This is a genomic window from Clostridioides sp. ZZV15-6597, from assembly GCF_020657815.1.
In the GTDB taxonomy this organism is placed as follows: domain Bacteria; phylum Bacillota; class Clostridia; order Peptostreptococcales; family Peptostreptococcaceae; genus Clostridioides.
In genome coordinates this window covers 16357-35526 of record NZ_JAGWCT010000041.1, presented here as the reverse complement: position 1 = coordinate 35526, position 19170 = coordinate 16357, and the positions used below count along the sequence as shown (strand labels likewise).

20 protein-coding genes are annotated in these 19170 nt (G+C 23.2%); 16 read left to right on the top strand and 4 right to left on the bottom strand.

Annotated features, from left to right (window positions below; translation table 11 throughout):
* A partial coding sequence (locus tag KGF52_RS10995; protein WP_227840213.1) for a M56 family metallopeptidase occupies positions 1-900 on the top strand: 900 nt, incomplete at its 5' end.
* A gap of 39 nt (positions 901-939) precedes the next feature.
* On the top strand, positions 940-1515 hold the full coding sequence (locus KGF52_RS10990) for a peptidoglycan-binding domain-containing protein (protein WP_227840212.1): 576 nt from the start codon (positions 940-942) through the stop codon (positions 1513-1515).
* Between the two features lie 35 nt (positions 1516-1550).
* Here the strand turns inward: KGF52_RS10990 and KGF52_RS10985 are convergent, their stop codons facing one another.
* The 3 genes from KGF52_RS10985 to KGF52_RS10975 all read right to left on the bottom strand — a co-directional run bounded on the left by KGF52_RS10985 (position 1551) and on the right by KGF52_RS10975 (position 2937).
* Entirely contained in the window at positions 1551-1901 is a 351-nt protein-coding gene (locus tag KGF52_RS10985) for a BlaI/MecI/CopY family transcriptional regulator (protein ID WP_227840211.1), read from the bottom strand.
* Positions 1902-1919: 18 nt separating this feature from the next.
* Positions 1920-2453 (bottom strand): hypothetical protein, encoded by a 534-nt coding sequence (locus tag KGF52_RS10980; RefSeq protein WP_227840210.1) that lies wholly within the window; start codon positions 2451-2453, stop codon positions 1920-1922.
* Between the two features lie 130 nt (positions 2454-2583).
* Complete coding sequence (locus KGF52_RS10975) at positions 2584-2937, bottom strand: helix-turn-helix domain-containing protein (protein WP_227840209.1); 354 nt, start codon at positions 2935-2937, stop codon at positions 2584-2586.
* A 309-nt stretch (positions 2938-3246) separates the two neighbouring features.
* Between KGF52_RS10975 and KGF52_RS10970 the strand changes: the two genes are divergently transcribed.
* The 6 genes from KGF52_RS10970 to KGF52_RS10945 all read left to right on the top strand — a co-directional run bounded on the left by KGF52_RS10970 (position 3247) and on the right by KGF52_RS10945 (position 7459).
* A complete protein-coding gene (locus KGF52_RS10970) occupies positions 3247-4137 on the top strand; it encodes a helix-turn-helix domain-containing protein (RefSeq protein WP_227840208.1) in 891 nt (296 codons plus the stop codon).
* A gap of 309 nt (positions 4138-4446) precedes the next feature.
* Positions 4447-5592: an IS200/IS605 family element RNA-guided endonuclease TnpB gene (tnpB, locus tag KGF52_RS10965; protein ID WP_227840207.1), complete on the top strand. Its 1146-nt coding sequence runs from the start codon at positions 4447-4449 to the stop codon at positions 5590-5592.
* Positions 5593-5667: 75 nt separating this feature from the next.
* Positions 5668-6183 (top strand): hypothetical protein, encoded by a 516-nt coding sequence (locus KGF52_RS10960; RefSeq protein ID WP_227840206.1) that lies wholly within the window; start codon positions 5668-5670, stop codon positions 6181-6183.
* Positions 6171-6389 carry a hypothetical protein gene (locus tag KGF52_RS10955; RefSeq protein ID WP_227840205.1) on the top strand — a complete coding sequence of 73 codons (219 nt, stop codon included), beginning with the start codon at positions 6171-6173 and terminating at the stop codon, positions 6387-6389. Before KGF52_RS10960 ends, KGF52_RS10955 begins: the two co-directional genes overlap by 13 nt.
* A gap of 231 nt (positions 6390-6620) precedes the next feature.
* A complete protein-coding gene (locus KGF52_RS10950) occupies positions 6621-6821 on the top strand; it encodes a hypothetical protein (protein ID WP_227840204.1) in 201 nt (66 codons plus the stop codon).
* Positions 6822-7003: 182 nt separating this feature from the next.
* Positions 7004-7459, top strand: a complete 456-nt coding sequence (locus KGF52_RS10945) for a helix-turn-helix domain-containing protein (protein WP_227840203.1) — start codon at positions 7004-7006, stop codon at positions 7457-7459.
* A gap of 46 nt (positions 7460-7505) precedes the next feature.
* Here KGF52_RS10945 and KGF52_RS10940 read toward each other — a convergent pair whose 3' ends face one another.
* The gene (locus KGF52_RS10940) at positions 7506-8153 is read right to left on the bottom strand and encodes a hypothetical protein (protein ID WP_227840202.1); all 648 of its coding nucleotides are present in this window, start codon (positions 8151-8153) and stop codon (positions 7506-7508) included.
* A 204-nt stretch (positions 8154-8357) separates the two neighbouring features.
* Here KGF52_RS10940 and KGF52_RS10935 point away from each other — a divergent pair, with 204 nt between their 5' ends.
* The 8 genes from KGF52_RS10935 (at position 8358) to KGF52_RS10900 (ending at position 19169) form a co-directional block, all read left to right on the top strand.
* Positions 8358-8930, top strand: coding sequence for a DUF1643 domain-containing protein (locus KGF52_RS10935; RefSeq protein WP_107614607.1), 573 nt, complete (start codon positions 8358-8360; stop codon positions 8928-8930).
* 63 nt (positions 8931-8993) lie between these two features.
* The gene (locus KGF52_RS10930) at positions 8994-9395 is read left to right on the top strand and encodes a ParB/RepB/Spo0J family partition protein (protein ID WP_227840201.1); all 402 of its coding nucleotides are present in this window, start codon (positions 8994-8996) and stop codon (positions 9393-9395) included.
* Positions 9396-9869: 474 nt separating this feature from the next.
* Entirely contained in the window at positions 9870-10571 is a 702-nt protein-coding gene (locus tag KGF52_RS10925; RefSeq protein ID WP_227840200.1) for a winged helix-turn-helix domain-containing protein, read from the top strand.
* Positions 10572-11064: 493 nt separating this feature from the next.
* Positions 11065-11382 carry a hypothetical protein gene (locus tag KGF52_RS10920; RefSeq protein WP_227840199.1) on the top strand — a complete coding sequence of 106 codons (318 nt, stop codon included), beginning with the start codon at positions 11065-11067 and terminating at the stop codon, positions 11380-11382.
* A 217-nt stretch (positions 11383-11599) separates the two neighbouring features.
* Positions 11600-12940 (top strand): phosphoadenosine phosphosulfate reductase family protein, encoded by a 1341-nt coding sequence (locus KGF52_RS10915; protein WP_227840198.1) that lies wholly within the window; start codon positions 11600-11602, stop codon positions 12938-12940.
* Between the two features lie 321 nt (positions 12941-13261).
* The gene (locus KGF52_RS10910; protein ID WP_227840197.1) at positions 13262-13960 is read left to right on the top strand and encodes a hypothetical protein; all 699 of its coding nucleotides are present in this window, start codon (positions 13262-13264) and stop codon (positions 13958-13960) included.
* A 1629-nt stretch (positions 13961-15589) separates the two neighbouring features.
* Positions 15590-17023 carry a replication initiation protein gene (locus KGF52_RS10905; protein WP_227840196.1) on the top strand — a complete coding sequence of 478 codons (1434 nt, stop codon included), beginning with the start codon at positions 15590-15592 and terminating at the stop codon, positions 17021-17023.
* 1219 nt (positions 17024-18242) lie between these two features.
* Complete coding sequence (locus KGF52_RS10900) at positions 18243-19169, top strand: hypothetical protein (protein WP_227840195.1); 927 nt, start codon at positions 18243-18245, stop codon at positions 19167-19169.
* The last annotated feature ends 1 nt before the right edge of the window (position 19170 follow it).

Genomic DNA, 19170 nt, shown 5'->3' with positions numbered 1-19170 from the left:
AATTTCACTTCAAAAATAAGTATATCTTTTTTTATAATATGTGTTTGGCTAACTGTTACAATAATATATTTATTCTTTATATTATCTAAATATTTTAAATTTAAGAATTTAATCATTGATACTTCTTCTAAAATAGAAAATGAAAATATTAAAAAAACTTACAAAAACCTATTAATTGAGTTAAATATAAAAAAAGACATAGAAATAAGATATACAGAGGAATTAGAAAGTCCTGCTTGTTTAGGACTATTAAAATCATATGTTCTTTTGCCCAATTTAGAATACAGCGAGAATGATATATATTGGATTTTAAAGCATGAATTAACTCATGTTAAAAACAAAGACATAGTAATAAAGTTCTTAATATTATTTACAAAAAGTTTATTTTGGTTTAATCCTTTGGTATATATAATGAGTAAAAAAGTTGCAGATGATTGTGAACTTTGTTGTGATGAAAGTGTACTTAATAATTGTTCATCAAAAGAAAGAAATCGCTATGGTTTAACATTACTACATGCTATAGAAATTGCTAATTTAAATAAAATTGATATGTTAATAACAGAATTTAATAAATCTAACTTAGAAGTAAGATTAGAAAATATAAAATATAAAAGAAAATGTAGAAGTGGAGTTATAGTAGGAATATTAGTATTTATAATTTCATGCACATCTTTTTTAGAAATTAATGCACAAATACCTATTTCAAAAGAAAATCCTAACGAAAATATCATAAATATCGAAGAACAAAAAAATTACGGACATGCCTTTACAGAAACTATAGACTACACTTATGAAACTGCTCCAGAGAAATATAGAAAAAGATATGAGGAAACTTGTAAAATTTTAGGTAAAATTCCTCAAAAATCTGATAAAATAGAAGTATCTACAAATAGCGAATGAAGCTTAAGTAGAAATACTATAATTTTACAGGGGGATTTTATGTTAAAAAAAGTTTTAGCACTTTTCTGTTGTTTAATGCTTACATGTACTAATTTAGCATTCGCAGAACAAACTGAAAATACTACAGAAGGGAATAAGATAGTCCATTTTGAGATATCTGGATATACATTTAAGTATAAAGATGCTCCAGATTCCGCAAAACAGCATTATGAGCAATTATGCAAAGAATTCAATATAGTGCCTCAACCAGACGATGAAGTGTTTGTTTCAGATAAGAAAGCTATGCTTAGCGACGAGGATATGAGCATGGGAACATATTCACAAAATTACGGAACATATGACCCAGATAGGGCAACTATAAAAATTACAGGTTCTAGAAACTATACAATAAGCACTAGAGACTTAGTTGGATATGGTCATATTACATCTGGAAACAATGTTCATTGTGTCCAAATTATGCTATATGATATAGGGTATAATGTTAATATAGACTCTAGTTTTGGCCCTATCACATATGATGCTGTAAAAAAATTCCAAAGAGCTTATGCACTAACTTCTGATGGAGTGGTTGGATATAACACATTTGATAGAATGGCAAATCTTTTAGATATGTAAGTACATAGTTATAAAAAAAGGGATTTTTCAAATTTTTATTTTGAGACATCACCTTTTTTATTTTTTTGGGAACAACAAGCCTTTAAAGAGTTGAACAAACTTTCTGTTGAATTATCATGTATATTTTCTAAAAAGTACTTGGTTTCAAATTTTTTATATTCTTCTTCCCCAACAATAATTGTATAGTGTGTAAATCTGTCTATCTTTTCAGCACATAGAAAATGTTTATTAACAAGATTTTTTAAAAGAGTAAGTGTAGTTGTTGTTTTCCAGCCATATTTTTCTTCCATAATTTCAACCACTTTTTTAGATGTAACTATTTCATTTACTCCCCAAATAAATTTCATCACTTTAAATTCGGAAGGTGGTATTTTTTTTATAGACATATAAATCGTCATCCTTTCTTATCCTTTAAAATTAGATTTCTCTATATAGTATTTAAATATAACAGTATTTCTTCTACATTTAACTTTTATATTACTTGAGTGTATTGGATAATTATTATTTTGAAACCATATTATTTTCATGTAATTTGTCCAATAGCGAGGAAATAAAAATTTTTGAAGTTTTATTATTTTTTTTGCATCTTCAAAATAAATCAAAATAGGAGAAATTTTTACCTTTGTCTTATTTATTTCTTTTAATATATTTTTTTTGTAGACTACAAATAGGTCTGGACAAAAAGCAGTAACACATACTGTAGAATTCATATATGATAGTGAATAAATTCTTTCTATAAGAAGTTCTAATCTATCTCCTGATTTATTTATAAAGTATAACCATTCTATATTATTATCAAGATGTAGCTGCTTTAATCTAAGAGCATTTACGCTTTCTTTTATTCGTTCCCCATTTTCACTTACATTAAAATCTATGTACTCAACTTTTATTTCTTTTTTTATAATTTTTTTACCTTTTTTAGCTTCTATCTTTATCATAATATTAAGCTCCTTAATAAAGTATATAGACATTATTTTTTTTAAAAACGCAATATATACTATATATATTATCATAAATAAAATAAAAAAAGATGTCTAAATTAATCTTAAGACATCTTTTTTACTTTATTTATTCTTTAAATTTTCGATATTCAATTATTTCTTTTATTAGATTAATCATAGCTTTTTGTTCTTTTAATGTTAAACTATCAATTAACTCATAACATTCAGATGACATTGTATCAATGTGTTCTTCATTTTGTATGATATTCTCAAATAAAACTTCCAAAGGCATTTCTAGTGCATTTGCAATTTTTAAAATTGAACGAAGAGATGCTTTACTTTCGCCTCGCTCAATTTGACCTAGATAAGTGGGAAATAATTCAGCTTTTTCTGCTAACTCTTCTTGGCTGTATCCTGTTTTTCTTCTATAATTTCTTATTCTTTTACCAATTATATTATATATTTCATCTAATTCTAACATTTTCACCCTTCCCATCATATTATATTAAGTAAAAAAAGTATATATACTTCATTTACTCAATATAATATGTTATACATGTCATAAATATGCACGAATACAGCTTGTGCGTAAAAAATATTGTATATATATGCCTATAAAAATGAGTGCATACTATACTTTTTTTATCTTAATTTCCTAAGTCATTTTATGATATATTTATTTTGGTTTTGGATTAAAATATCATAAAATAACTTTTTGTCAGTATAATCTTTAAAATTTCGTTATATAATAGCGATTTTGTGTTATACTTTTTCTAAAGGAGGTCATTAAATGAACAGACTTAAAGAGTTAAGAAAGGAAAAAAAATTATCTTCTGAAAAACTTGGTGAAATCTTTAATGTATCAAGTTCTACTATATTGAGATATGAAAAAGATGAAAAAAAAATGAGTCTAAATACATTAAAAAAATTATCAGAATTCTATGATGTCAGTTTAGACTATTTATTATGTACTTCAAATGAAAGAAATCCTATGAATACAAAAGATACAAATAGTATTAAATTATTAATAGACAATAAGGTTCAATTGTTTAATGAGATAATTGATTTTAAAAAATTAAAGTTAATATCTTTAATTCTAAATAATGTAAAGATTAATAAAACTGAAATAATCAAGATACATGTAGATGAGCTAAAAAATAAGATTAATTCCCAAGATATAAATGAAACTATATTGATAGAGTACTTGAATTCATTTATGAGAATAGCAGTAAGAGCTATTGAAGAAAATGAAAATTCTATTTATCCAATTATAGTGAGAGTATTTGAAAGGTTTAATTTTAATCATAATACAAATACATTTGAAATAAAGATTTGGAAACATTTCTATAACTTACTAGATACATATAATTTGGATAATATAACCTTTATCTTAGATTTAGACAATTTATTTGATAATGAAATTTTTTGTATATTTGAATTGATTAAAAAAAATATCACATATATCTCAACTAAAGAATTTAAACAATATTCTTATTTAGAGCCAAAACCTTTCTTTGAAAAACTTTGTAAAATATTGAATATTAGTATTAATAATGATAATTTAATTACAATTAAACCTGTTTTAGATGGCTTTATTTTTAATAAAGATTCTAATACTTTTGAATTAGCAAATTTCAATCTAGATATAAAAAATATTTATTTTGTAAAAAATATCAAATGAAAAGAATACTCATTTTAATGAATTTAAACTACTATCATCCATTTTAAAGCATTTAGAAGAAAGTAATTCTCAAACAGTAGAGATACATATTGATGAATTAAAAGGATTGGTTGATTCTCAACATAGTAAACAAACTCTTGATATATTAAAAAAATGCCTTTCTAAATTGGTAAATGATATAGCTATAGAAATAACAATTGAAATTGAAAAAACTTTATCCAAGATAGGCGAAATACTCCATCCTCAACGTAAGTAGGGTGGAGATATAAGCCTAAAATATGCTAATATAAACTAAAAGGAGGTGAAGAAATGATACAGATGAAAGCTTTTAAGTTTAGAATATATCCAAATCAAACTCAAAAAGAAATGATAGAAAAATCTTTTGGATGTTCAAGATTTGTGTATAATCACATGTTAGCACTTCAAAAAGAAAGATATGAAAAGGAAGGCAAATCACATTCAAAGTATGATTTAATTAAAAAACTTCCATCACTTAAAAAAGAATATGAATGGCTTAAAGAAGTTGATTCAACTAGCTTGCAAGCTACTATTGATGATTTAGATAATGCATATAAGAACTTCTTTAGAGAAATTAAAAAAGGTAATAAACAAGGTTTTCCAAAGTTCAAAAGTAAGAGAAATCTTAAAAGAAGTTTTGAAAGTAAGTGTGTAAATAATAATATAACTATCAAAAGTAATTTAATTAAGTTACCAAAATTGAAATGGATTAGGGCTAAAGTGACTCAAAATATAAATGGTAGAATATTAAATGCTACTGTATCAAAAACATCTACAAGTAAATATTTTGTTAGTATGTGTTGTGAGGTTGACATAAAACCATTAGAGGAATCTAATAAGTATATTGGCATAGATTTGGGATTAAAAGATTTTGCAATATGTTCTAATGGAAGCATATTTAAAAATCCTAAATGGTTAAAAAAAGCTAACTATAGATTGAAACTGGAACAAAGAAGATTATCAAAGATGAAGAAGTTTGGTAATAATTGGAATAAGCAAAGAATTAAAATAGCTAAGATACATGAAAGAATAGCTAATCAAAGAAAAGATTACTTACATCGAATATCAACTAAACTAATTAGAGAAAACCAAATAATTTGTTTAGAAGATTTGAAAGTAAGTAATATGATTAAGAATCATAAATTAGCAGGTGCAATAAGTGAGGCTAGTTGGTATGAATTTAGAAGATTACTTGAGTATAAAGCTATTTGGTATGGAAGATTAATCTCTGTAATAGGAAATACATATCCATCCAGTCAGTTATGTAGTGTATGTGGACATAGAAATAAAGATGTAAAAAACTTATCACTTAGAAAGTGGGTTTGTTCAGACTGTAATACACAGCATGACAGAGATATAAATGCCAGCATAAATATACTAAAAGAAGGATTAAAATTAGTGGGGATGGAACAGCCCTTAGAGCCTATGAATGCTTAGTACAAAAGTACTATCGAATAGGAATCTCCACATTCAAACGTTACCGAAGGTAGTTAAGGTGGAGTAGTTCAAAAAATGTTACCAGTTACAAAAAACCAATTTTCTCATAAAATAAATATGCCTATCAGCTTTTTTAAAGAAGTTTTTAATTGTTCAATAGTAAAGAATTTGGTATATGATGTACAAAGTTCTCTTAACTCATTATTAAAGAAAAGAATAAAGCTTGTTGTAAAAGATAAAAATACATTATCTGAACTCATTGGCTCAAGTTTAATTTCAAATTATCATATAGACCTTGATAGTCAAAATGTTGAGATAGAAATAAATAATAATATCTACAACTATATCAATACAATAAGGTCAACTACTTTTATATTAGATTCCAGTGATTTATTTTCAGAGTCGAATCATTATATTTTTTCTTTAATAGAAAAAAACAAAAATACCTTATCTTCTAAAGAATTTAAATCTAACTCTAATTATTCTTTAATGGATAAATGTAAACAATCAAATGAAAATCTTCATATTACTTCAAATGACCTTAACGCTTTAGATAATTTTGATTTACATGTATATTTTTGCCTACTTTAATCAATATTGCTAACGCTCTTTCTGTTAATATTGATACATTACTTTGTGATAATATATTAACTTCTAAAATTGTATTTGAAGGAGAGGCTAAAGAAATCTTTGATGATTGTGATGAATATGAAGTTAGAATGCTGGTTGATATATTAAAATATATGAAAGAAGCAGTACGTAAAGATAGAGAAATAAGAAACCAGTTCGACAAATAAAATGTAGATTTTTTAGGTTAAAATAATATACTCAATCTTTTTAATCTATTTTTTATTGTATATAATCAGTTTTACTTTTATTAGAATTCTTTAAATTAATATAAAAGACTTGAATTCATAAAATACATGGTTTATTGTATAATTGTAAAAATAATTTATATTAAAATAGTTGCTTTTATTTTAATATATCTGAAAATATATATCAAAATAAAAATATAAAAGGAGATTAAAATGAATAATTCAGAAGAAAAAGGAATTGTAGAAATAGAATTAAATTTAAAAGAAAAATTTGATGAGTTGTCAGAGTCAGAAAAAAAAGTGGTATCTGAATTAATTGTAGGTATTAAGAAGCTAGACAAAGATTCTATAGAGGAAATTGTTAATACTATAGAAAATAGAATTTTAAAATTAAGAGATGGAAATCTTTCTTAAATATAGTATCTAATAGATTATGCAAAATAGCTAGTATTATGATAAATATAGTGTTTTTAGTACATAAGATAATGAGAAACTAAAACATAATAAATACTGATATTCCACAAAATCCTTAGAGAGTAATAAGTTTTAATTTACTTTCTTTTATTTTCTATATTTAAACTTGTTCGGGGGTAAATATGAACTTAGAAAAGTTAAAAGAATTTAGAAATCATTCAGAATGCACAAAATTAGATTTAAGTATAAAAATAGGAATACCATATTCTACTTATTTTGATAAAGAAAATGGAAAAACTGCTTTTAAATTAGCTGAATTTATTGAAATAGTAAAAGCGTTAGGTTTAAATAAAGAAGAAGTTTTTGAGTTATTAAATTTACCATTAAAGCATTCTTATTTTGAAATAAATATAGGTAATTCCATAATGGATTTAAAGAGACTAAAAAAACTTAGAATTGAAAAAAGATATACACATCAAATGTTAAGTTCTCTTTTGAATATGTCAGTAGCTTCATATTCAAAGAGAGAAAAAGGAATTATAGATTTTAAAATAGATGAATTTGAAAATCTATCAAAAATATTAGAATTAAGTGAAATTGAAATATTAGAATTACTTGGATTGGAGTATATAAAGTAATTTAAAAAGCATTGTCTAAAAATAGAGAATGCTTTTTAGATATAAATTAATATTTTTTTACACCTTTTAAGATTAAAAGTTCTTCTTTTAAATTTTGATTTTCAGCCTTCAATGCAACTAATTCATCATTTTCCTTATGTATAATGTCTATAGGCTTTAATACAAAAAATGTATCAATAATTCTTTTTAAGATTCTGAGAATAAAAGTAAATAACATTATTGATATTACCAGTCCCCAAGATGATTCATCATAAATTTCTTTATATTCTATAAAAATATCATTGTTTAATATATATGCAGCTAATAAGAAAATCGTTGTATTTTCAATACTACATTTAAACCTATATGCTGAACCATGCATTAATCTCAATATATAAATATACTTGTTACCGTTCCAAAACCTATTATAAATCTTCTCTAAAAGTATTGAACAGAAAAATAAAATTATTGATACAACACTAAGTATTGTAAAAAAGTGTAGTCCGAGTTTTAATATTAAAGACATATAGTAAAGAACTTTAGACCCTAAAAGGTCTTTTATGACTGATATTGTATTCCCTAAAAAATATTCACAAACTAAAAGTAGAATAAGCCCCATTGAAAACAACGGTTTTAGGTATAAAATTTTAGTTCGTTGTTCTTCCTCATCTTTATTAACAAACCAAGAAGAAACAACTGTAATAAATGGTTGCATATGTTATTATATCCTTTCAATTTTTAATTTATATAATAATTATATCTTCACTAAATCTAAAGGACAATAAAATAAGTCGTTTTTTTCTTTGTGGAAAGTTTAAATTATATTTATTGTTCCAGGAGCTGGTTCATAATTGACAATTTTTACTATATGATATATTTTAAAATTAAATAAATTAAAAGGGAGATAAATAATAAAAACATGTCTAAATATAAAAAAGCATTTATAAGAGAGATAATTGATATAGATATAACTGAAACTGAAAGATTCTTATTGAAAATAAGATTTAACAGAAATAAAATATGTAATGAAAAAGCTACAATTATTATGAAAAATCCAAGTGTTGCAAATTATAATTATTCAGACCCGACTGCTAATAAAGTTATAAATTGTATTTATAATGAATTTAAAAATGTAGAAACATTATCTATATTGAACTTATTTACAATAATTGCACCAAATGCTAAAGAGCTAAAAAAATTTAATGAATTCAACAAGGCTTCATGGGAAAAAAATAAAAAAATAATTAATGAAGAATGTAAAAATAGTCATTATGTTATATTTGCATGGGGTAATAAAATTGCATTTGAGCATAGAGAAAGAGAAAATGAAGTTTTAAAAATCATAAAAAAGTTAGATAAACAGCCATATTGCATAAATACCCTTACAAAAAGAGGATTCCCTAGACATCCATTATACGAAGCCGAAATTGAATTTAATTTATATAAAGATGAATTAAAAAAATGGTTGCAACAAAGAAGTCTGTTTCTTTAGCTTTCTAACTTAAAGATTATAAATAAAATAGTAAATGATATACAAAGGAGATGCTTATAAAATATGAATCTAATTTATAAAAGTTTTAATACTGAACAAGGTGATGAGACATTTACAGACTGCATTTTTATTTGGAATATAAGTAAATTATTAGTTTACCTTAAAAGCTCAAAAAAATATCTTTATAAACTTAATAAAGTTCAGTATACAAATCTTATCACTAGTGGCCAAAGTGTAGATGAATCAAAAATTGAACTTGTCAATTTAGAGGAACCAGTTATTGTTATTGATTATTATAGAGGTAATCTTCTTATTGATGGTATCCATAGGGTTAGAAAAGCTCAAAAACTCAATTGTGAATATATTTATGCATATGTCGTACCTTTTGAAGAACATATCAAATTTCTTAAAAATAGAACAGATTTTGACTTAATGATAAAATTATATAATGAGTTTAAGTTGTAAAATTTCAAAAAATTTTCAAAAAATCTTTTTTAGTTGAAAAAAATAAATAACTACTGGGTACTTAAATTCTTTTTTTTATTAAACACAGTTAAATATCCAGTTTTAAATATATACTTGATTGATAAATTTGATATATTAAAATAAAATATAATCTTTATTGATATAGAGTAACAAAATACAATTCAATAGCTGTAATTATAATAAAATTATATATTTGTTTCTAAAAATTTTATGCTATAATTAGATTAACAAAAAATAAAAAAGGAATAAGTATGATGTTTGGCGACAGCACTTATTCCTATCGAGGAGCACGAAGCTCTTAAAGGGATAAACCCTTTTTTGTCTTGTTTCTATGATAATATTATAGTTTAAATTCTGCTATAAATCAATCTATTTAGTATATTTTTTACTTGGAAAATTTAACTTAGAAAATAGAAAGAGCTTTAAACTCCTCGTTCGAGGGGGAAAATATAAATGGACACAAAAGTATTATTAGATGATAAAAATAATTATTATTTACCTATGCCAACATACTGTTTACAAGAGAAAATGTTTTACATAAGAGAGTATGGAGCTTTAATGCTATATAGTAATGGGGGGAGTAAAATTTTACATACAGATAGAAATAGATATTTATATAAAAATAAAATTAATATCCAAGAGATAGCTAAACAACTGGGAATAAGCAAAAGAACTTTAGAAAGAAACATTAAAAATTTAGAAAAATTAGATTGTAAGGTATTAGAGATAGAAAATACAAAAAATGGAATCGTTTACCGTTTGAATTATGGACTCCCTTCTATCTACAATGAATTAGAAGTAAATAAATACATAACTATACATTTTAAAATGTTAAGAGAATTAATAAATTGCTTAAAGCCAAATGTAATAAAAACTTACTGTTTATTGAAAGTAATTACAGATGAAAAAGAATTTAAAGCTGCTAGTAACAGTTTTTTAGCTGAAGGTATTGGATTGAGCTCTAAAAGTAAAAATAATTTAGATGTTATAACCTCTTCAGTTAAGATTTTAGAAAAACTTAAATATATTGAAACAAAAAAAGAAAATATATTTAAGTTTGATAAAGAAAAGGGAAGAGAAGTTCCAACATTAAAAAAATTTTATCGTATTTGCAATTTTGAGGAATGGAATAATCTTAATAACAAATTTGATTAATTATTTATTTAAAATATTTATCATTAATAAAAAAACAGTCATAAAAGATATGAATTGTATTGATTCATATCTTTTTTTATATGTAAAAATATTTTTGTGGATAACTCTGTTGATAAAATGTGGATAAACTCTAAAGTTTTAATTAGCCCAACTAAATAATGACAAAAAATAGGGTTTTGATAGGACAAAAAATAGGGCTTTGGTGAGACAAAAAATAGGGTTTTGATAGGACAAAAAATAGGGCTTTGGTAAGACAAAAAATAGGGTGGTAAATATATAGATAATTTATATATAGATAATAGTTATATAGAGAATGTTTTATATAGAGAACTTATAAATAGAGAACTACTGTATCTATATGTTTTTATTTTTTATGTTAGAACATTATTGCACAATATTTATTTCTATTCTTATAAACAACCATACTTGAACATAAAATATGGTGTATAGTAATAATGTTAAAAAAATAATATATATGGAAAGGAGTGAGACTATGAAGTTTAATAGCGGAACTACATTAGATTTATATCAAGATGATTTAAAGAATAAGGAAGTAATTCATGATATGAATTTAAAGTTAATACCATCTAATTTGAAATCCAATATTTGGAAAATAACATATTTGTATAAAACTAAGCGAGGGAATAATAAGAAAAATCATAGATATGTTATTTCCAAAGATAGTGCTGATGCAATATTGAGCTTCTATGAATATATAAAAAAATTCAATGATAAAAAACCACATAGAGCAATATCAAATGTTAAAATTCTTGATACAAGCTATGTTGGCCAATTAATACAATCATATTAATTAATTTAGTTTCATGTACCAATATCCTTTTCATAAGGTTGATATAGTAATTATTAATAATTAGCCATTAATTTTAATTATGAAAAAAGTAAAGAGTTAAAATCGTAAAAAGTACACTCATGCTAATGCTAACTACACTGACATGAAAATGTAAGGGTGTGTAGGAAGATAAACTTTACCTCATTTGATTGGCAATATAATCAAGTGAGGTAGGTATATGAAACCTGTATTTCAAGAAGAACAAGATTTATTAGAAAGAAAATTAAATATAACTTTACCAAAAAATATTTGGAGAAAAGGAAGTAAGATTTATCTAAATCATTTTGATAAAAGACCATTTTTGAGTTTCAAAGTAAATTTATTAAGTAATAGCCTAATGTTAAAAGAATATAAAAAACCAACTCATAAAAATTATACTTTAGAGGAGGAATATTTACTAAAAAAAGATATGCTAGAGAGTAAAGTTATTAAAAGTATAAATATGACTAAAAAATTTATACTAGAAAATTTATCTCATAAATTTATAATCAGTTTGAGTGGTGGAAAAGATTCAACTGTTATGAAAACGATAATGGATTTGGCTATTGAAGAATTATATCAAGAAGGTATTCATGTAAAATATAGACTTATATCTTTTAATACATCAAATGATACAGCTGAAACATATTTATACTTAAAAAATTATCATTATATGCAAAAGGAAAATATAATAAGTCCCAAAATAGGTTTTTACAATTGGATAACAAAAAATAAAAATTATTTTACTCCATCTATTTTTGTTCGTAACTGTTGTAGCACATACAAAGAAGGTCAGCTCTCTAAGGTTTTAAATAAAAATGAAAAAGCAGTTATTTTTTTAGGAATGAGAAAATATGAAAGCATAAAAAGAAAACATTATGATTTTGATTTAAATGAATCTCAAATTAGAGTAGGAAATAAATTAATTGTCCCTAATACATGGAAAAGATTTCTTCCTATCGTCGAATGGGATGATTCAGATGTATGGCTATATACACTAAATAGAAAAATAGAATATAACAAAATGTATAATTTGGGATTCAATAGAGTTGGTTGCCTTATTTGTCCTAACCAACACGATTATACAGAGCTTCTCATAAAAGAATATTATCCTAAACAGTGGTCAAGATGGACAAACATACTTAGCAAAGGATATGAAATCTATGGAATTGATAGAAGATTGAAATGGAGTTTATTAGAATGGTGTGAAGGTGGCAAGTGGAAAAAGTCAGTTTCTAAAGAATTTGAATTGACTATTAAAAAAGCTACTCCAGAAAGAATAGAAGAGCTATCAAAATTAAAAAATATCCCAAAGGAAATAGCAATTAGATATTTCAATAAAAAATGTAATTGTGGCAAAAAATTAAATCCAACTGAAATAGCTATGTTTTTAAAAATAACAGGTATATATGAAAATATTAATAATGATACTAGAAATTATTTATGTAAGAAATGTTTATGTGAATTATTGAATATATCTAGTAAAGAGTATAAAGATATATCTATAGAATATAGTAAAAAAGGATGTAATTTATTTTAGAATTTAAATTTATTTATAAACAAAATAAATATATAATTCATTAAATATTATTAAGAATAGGCGAAGTAAAAAGATAATTTTATAAGATTATCTTTTTACTTCGTCTATTTTTAATATATATAAAAGATAATAACATATTAATAATTATTAATATGTTATTAATTACAAATACGTTAGATATATTTATAAATCCATTTAATATATTTGTAATTAACTAATAAAATTTAAAGTCTATTAGAAAATAATTAATACAATATATTTTATTTAAAAAGAATATAACTAGAATTATTATCAAAATATTTGTCTAGGGGGGAAGTTAGAATGAAAGGACATGAAGAAAAAATAAAAGATGATTACTATTTACCTATGCCAACCTATTGTTTGGGTGAAAAAAAATTCTGTATAAGGGAGTATGGAGCTCTAATTGTAAAAAGTAATGGAAGTAGTAAAATTCTACATACTGATAGAAATAGATATTTATATAAGAATAAAATTGACTTTGAAGAAATGGCTAAAGAGCTTGGAATAAACAAAAGAACATTGACAAGAAATATTAAAAATCTAGAAAAATTAGATTGTAAAGTATTGGAGATTGAAAATACAAGAAATGGAATTGTTTATAGACTAAACTATGGACTTCCTTCTGCTTATAATGAATTGGAGGTTAATAAATATATAACTATACACCATGAAATGTTGAAGGAATTAATAACTTGTCTTAAGCCAAACGTAATAAAAGTATATTGTCTTTTGAGAGTCTTTGCTGATGAAGAAAAATTTAAAGATATAACTAATAGTTTTTTGGCTGAAGGTATTGGTTTAAGTTCCAAAAGTAAAAATAATTTAGACATAATAACTAATGCAGTTAAAATTTTAGAAAAATGTAGGTATATTGAAACAAAGAAAAACAATGTTTTCAAATTTGATATCAAGAAAGGAAAAGAGATTCCTTCAATAAAAAAGTTTTATCGTATTCGAAATTTTAAAGAATGGAGAAAATTAGATATTGAAGTTGATTAAAATTTATTGTTTAATTTACATAGAAAAAGATACATATATTTATAAAAGACAAAAAATAGGGTTTTGGTAAAAATATAGAATTGATACTTTACAATAATACTATTTAGAACATATTATTATATATATCGCAGATAAATCGTATTAGAAGGAAAATTTGGGCGTTTCTAGAGTTTTTTAAAATGTTTTGGATTAATGGAAAGGATTAGCATAAAAAAGCTCTTAAAATCGAAATAATTAAGTTTATAAAATTGTTGAAACTTTTACTAAGAAAGAAATTTTTTTCTTAAATTCATTAATTCTGTTAATAATAGAAATGTGTAATTAAATTAAGTTTTTTTATTGAAAGTATTTAATAAATTGTTTTTTAGTTGCTTTTTAAATAGATAAGTAAAAGTTTAGATTAAATTAGTTATTTATATCTTTTCTAGTCTTTACTATTTATTTAAACAGTATTTAAGTATTTAAAGTATTTAAAGTATTTAGACAAGCTTCAAACCCTTGAAATTACTAGTGTTCAGAAGGATAAATATGTCAGATGGATAAAATAATATGTCAACTAGATAATCTAATATGTCAATTAGATAAAATAATATGTCAGGTGGATAATTTAATGTGTCAATTGGATAAGATAAATATGTCAATTAGATAAAATAATATGTCAGATAGATAAGCTTAAAATACTAATTAAATTATTAAATATGTCAGATAGATAAGCTTAAAATATTAGTTGAATTGAGTAAATATGTCAATTAGGTAACTTAAAAATATTAATTAATTTGTTTAATATGTCAGATAGATAAACTAAATATGTTTATTAAATAATTTAATACGACAACTAGATAATTAAATATGTCAATTGGATAAGCTTAAAACTTAAAACTGATAATTTAAATATGTCAAATAGATAAACTTAAAACTTAAAACTGATAATTTAAATATGTCAAATAGATAAACTTAAAACTTAAAATTGATAATTTAAATGAGTCAGATAGATAATTTAAATATGTTAATTAGATAGATTGAATATAGTTGGACAGCTAAATTAAATATGTCAACTGGATAACTTAAATGTATTAAATAGATAAATTAAATATGTCAATTGGATAACTTAAATGTATTAAATAACTAAATTAAATATGTCAACTGGATAAGCTAAATGTGTTAAATAGCTAAATTAAATATGTCAATTGGATAAGCTAAATGTGTTAAATAGCTAAATTAAATATGTCAATTGGATAAGCTAAATATATTAGACAGCTAAATTAAATATGTCAATTAGATAATTTAACTGCATTAAACAAATAAATTAAATATTTTAATTAGATAACCTAAATATCTAAGATAAATAAGTTTAATGTGCTAAATGAATAATATATGCTATTATTAGATTATAAAGTTTATATGAATAATAAATTAAATTTTTAAGATTAGACAAGTTTAAATATGCTAACAGGATACTTTATATATAAATATCTAACAAATAGATAGTTCAAATGAGACAAGTAGATAATCTAAATATGTCAATTAGATAAACTTAAATATTATTAATAAGATTTTGTTAGGTATAAACTAGTTTTTAAAAATGAAAGGAGTTTAAATGCTGAGTATTTAAAGCAGCATATAATAAATATGAACAATACTTCTAATTTACTTAGTAAAACAAGTCCAAAGGTTTTGATGAAAAATAATGCACTAATACGTGCTAAATATAGTTTAACATTAAATGAAAATAGAATATATTTACTTATACTTTATAAACTTCAAAAATCATGTGATGGAACTATGAGATGCTATATTACAAAAAGTGAAATTAAGCAAATTATAAAAAAAACTAATGACCGAACGACAAAGAATATAACAGAATTATTATCAAGTCTTAGGAGTAAACCTATTCATTACATTCAGAGAAAAAAATCTAATAAATTTGCATGGGGTGAGTGTTCTATAATATCAGAATTTAAGTATGATGAAGATATTCAAGCTTTTATTATAGACAGTTCAAGAACAATCTATGATTTATTAAATAAATACTTAGAAACTGGATATACACCAGCCAATCTTGCTGTTTTATTTACACTTAATAATTATTATGCTCAAAGGCTTTACGACCTAATACGATTATGGAGTGGTAAAAAAAATATAATAACTTATAAAGTAGAAGAATTAAAAGAATATCTAATGTTAGAAGATAGTTATCCTCAATATGGTAATTTCAAAAGAAGAGTAATTGTACCAGCTGTAGAAGCATTAAATAAAACAGGTCTTTTTGAGATTGATTTTAAGGAAAGAAAAGAAGGGAAAAAAGTAATAGCAATAGATTTTATTGTAAAAGACTTTGATAAAAGAACATATGAGTTTAATAAGGATATAATAGAGAATATTGATTTATTAGAAATTGGAAAGGCTGTAGAAGAAAATAATTCTATTGAAACAATACCAGAGGAAGAATTTATTAAATTAAATAAAGAGCTACTCTCAGAAGATATTGAAACAAAAGATGGATACTTAAATAAATTTAAATATAATGAAGATATTATAGAAGATGTTGAATTTACTGAAATTGAAGATGAAGAAGAAAAAATAACTAAGAAACCTAAAGCAAAAGAAAAGATAACTAAGAAACCTAAAATAAAGGATAAAAAAGCTAGTTCTAAGATAAAAGATGAATTCTTTATTCCAGAACCTGCTATTTTTACAAAAGGTACAATAAGGCTATTTAAAAAAGATTTTGCAGATTTTGATTTTAAAGAAAAGAAACTTGCATATATTTTAGATAAAGCAATAGCTATAGTGTTAGAAAAAGATGATACAGATATTATATCTACACAGTCATATGAATATTTTAAATCTACACTTTATAATTTGATTAGTGACTATATAGTTAAAGAAGAAGAGGAAATAAGACATCAAAAAGAAGTGGATAAATATTGGAGTAGTAATATAAAAGAAAAGATGGATAGTAGGGAAATTGATTTAAGTAGAGGACCAGTCACAAATGAGAATTTAAAAAAGCGTTTATTTGATAGTGGCTTTATTGATGAAAATGGATACTACTATAAATAAAAAAGTATAAATATTTTAAAAAGATATATAATTATATAATGTTATTTAATAAAAAAAAGAGAATCTAAATTAGATTCTCTTTTTTTTATTAAATAATATTAAAATATATAGATATTACTATATATAAAATATGGAATTATATATAGCTGATATATATTATGAATATATGTTATATATAGTATATATTATTTAGAGAAAGGAGAATATAAAAAATTAATTAAAATGAAAGATATTAATAGTAAATACAAATTATATATACAAATTATAGATATTATACAAGTTTTATATTTGACTTTGATATTTATATATTCAATATATTTAGGGATTACAGGAATAAGTTCAGTTATGAGTTTATATTTAGTTATAGTAACAATATCTATAATGTTTATAATATATATTTGTAAAAAAAGCTTAAAAAACAAAATAAATAAGAGGGATAAAGATGAGATATAAGGAAAGTGAAATAACATGTAGTAATAAAGTAATTAGAAACTCAATGTTATTAATTATTATCAATGTACTATCATTAATATTATTACATAATATAATAAACCATTATAATCTAATTAATTTTGAAAAAGAAATAATGAGCTTATTTGAATTAATTTATTTTTTATGTATGACTATCTTAATTTTAAGAAATTAAAAATAACTAATAGTAGAATGGAGAACATTTATGGAGTATAGAAAAATTATGTTACTATTAGCAATTATACCGTTGCTGCAAGGACTAGCATGTTTACTTATGATATATGTATACATTTAAGTATAAGTAATATATATCCCAGTAGATATAATTTGATTTAAAAATAAACAAAAAAACATACTGGATTCGACAATAAAAACTAAAAAATACATACAAGATATACATTAAGAAAGATAGTAAATATTTATAAGTTTACTATCTTTTTCAATGTATAAAACTATAATTTTGAAATGAATTATAAAAATATATATAGATATAACAAATATATAATATATATTTGTTTATAAGATTAATATATATATAGATATATAGCAAATATAAATATATATATTATAAATAAAATATGATAATAGAATATGTGAGTAACAAATAAGTTATTAAGAAAAAAATATATATTTCATTATAAAATATAATAATTTTATAAATGGTTATTTTTTATAATGTAAAAACAAATAGAAAGGAGAAGATTAAAAATTATAAAAATATTATGTAGATAACATAGGAGGGAAAAAAGTGAAATTAAAAGTAAGTATAGATAAAGTTAAGGAACTGAATAATAGCAGCAGCAAAAATGCGAAGAAAATATTTTTCTTAATAGCTTTATGTGTGTTCATAATAGGTTCAAATATAATCTCTAACGCATTGCTTAATAGAACCGTTGATATTGTGACCTTTAAAACAGCACTACCTCAAGATGCAAGAGTTACTGAAAGTAATATGGTTAAAACAAAGATGGTAAAGGCTGAGTATGAAAAACAAGGGATAATGAAATTTAGTGATGGAAGTAAAAAAAGAACTATTGTTTTATGGGAAGATAGAAATAAAATTAAAAATGCATATGCTTCTTACTATATTAGACAAAATGCACCAATACATTGGGATTCTCTAAGCAAAGATACTCCAAAGCAATTAGCTTATTTGTATAAAATGGATGGAGAGTTATTAAAATTAGATATAAAAGCAGACCAGTTTGGTGAAATGTTAGTTCCAGGAGATAAAATAAATGTTAGAGCTTCATATACTGACCAAGTATATACTTTACCAAGCGAAGAAGCCTATAAAATGCAACAAGAAGCTGGTATTCAACCTAATACAGCTATTCAGAAAAAAGTAAAATTATTTAATAATGCAGTTGTTATAGACATTTTAAACAGTGATGGAGCAAGTATATTTGATATTTATTATAAATTATTAGCTTTACCAAAAGCAAAACAACAAGAAATAATAGCTACTGAAGATTTTAAAACTAGTGTGAAGCCAGTCCAAATATTATTAAATGTAACTGAAGAAGAAGCAGACAATTATATGGATATAGAGGCAAAAGGAGCAAATTACATGATGACTCTTCTTCCTCGAACAAATGGAAATATTATAACAGATGCTCTTAATAATTTACAAACAGGATTTGCAAGAGAAAATAGTTCAAGTGACAAAAAATAAA

Coding starts and splice junctions, on each gene's coding strand:
- KGF52_RS10935 (WP_107614607.1), top strand. CDS start 8,358: ATGTCTAAATATAAAAAAGCATTTATAAGAGAGATAATTGATATAGAT.
- KGF52_RS10980 (WP_227840210.1), bottom strand. CDS start 2,453: ATGATAAAGATAGAAGCTAAAAAAGGTAAAAAAATTATAAAAAAAGAA.
- KGF52_RS10945 (WP_227840203.1), top strand. CDS start 7,004: ATGAACTTAGAAAAGTTAAAAGAATTTAGAAATCATTCAGAATGCACA.
- KGF52_RS10960 (WP_227840206.1), top strand. CDS start 5,668: ATGTTACCAGTTACAAAAAACCAATTTTCTCATAAAATAAATATGCCT.
- KGF52_RS10985 (WP_227840211.1), bottom strand. CDS start 1,901: ATGTCTATAAAAAAAATACCACCTTCCGAATTTAAAGTGATGAAATTT.
- KGF52_RS10940 (WP_227840202.1), bottom strand. CDS start 8,153: ATGCAACCATTTATTACAGTTGTTTCTTCTTGGTTTGTTAATAAAGAT.
- KGF52_RS10990 (WP_227840212.1), top strand. CDS start 940: ATGTTAAAAAAAGTTTTAGCACTTTTCTGTTGTTTAATGCTTACATGT.
- KGF52_RS10925 (WP_227840200.1), top strand. CDS start 9,870: ATGGACACAAAAGTATTATTAGATGATAAAAATAATTATTATTTACCT.
- KGF52_RS10920 (WP_227840199.1), top strand. CDS start 11,065: ATGAAGTTTAATAGCGGAACTACATTAGATTTATATCAAGATGATTTA.
- KGF52_RS10970 (WP_227840208.1), top strand. CDS start 3,247: ATGAACAGACTTAAAGAGTTAAGAAAGGAAAAAAAATTATCTTCTGAA.
- KGF52_RS10975 (WP_227840209.1), bottom strand. CDS start 2,937: ATGTTAGAATTAGATGAAATATATAATATAATTGGTAAAAGAATAAGA.
- KGF52_RS10950 (WP_227840204.1), top strand. CDS start 6,621: ATGAATAATTCAGAAGAAAAAGGAATTGTAGAAATAGAATTAAATTTA.
- KGF52_RS10905 (WP_227840196.1), top strand. CDS start 15,590: ATGAACAATACTTCTAATTTACTTAGTAAAACAAGTCCAAAGGTTTTG.
- KGF52_RS10915 (WP_227840198.1), top strand. CDS start 11,600: ATGAAACCTGTATTTCAAGAAGAACAAGATTTATTAGAAAGAAAATTA.
- KGF52_RS10930 (WP_227840201.1), top strand. CDS start 8,994: ATGAATCTAATTTATAAAAGTTTTAATACTGAACAAGGTGATGAGACA.
- KGF52_RS10910 (WP_227840197.1), top strand. CDS start 13,262: ATGAAAGGACATGAAGAAAAAATAAAAGATGATTACTATTTACCTATG.
- tnpB (WP_227840207.1), top strand. CDS start 4,447: ATGATACAGATGAAAGCTTTTAAGTTTAGAATATATCCAAATCAAACT.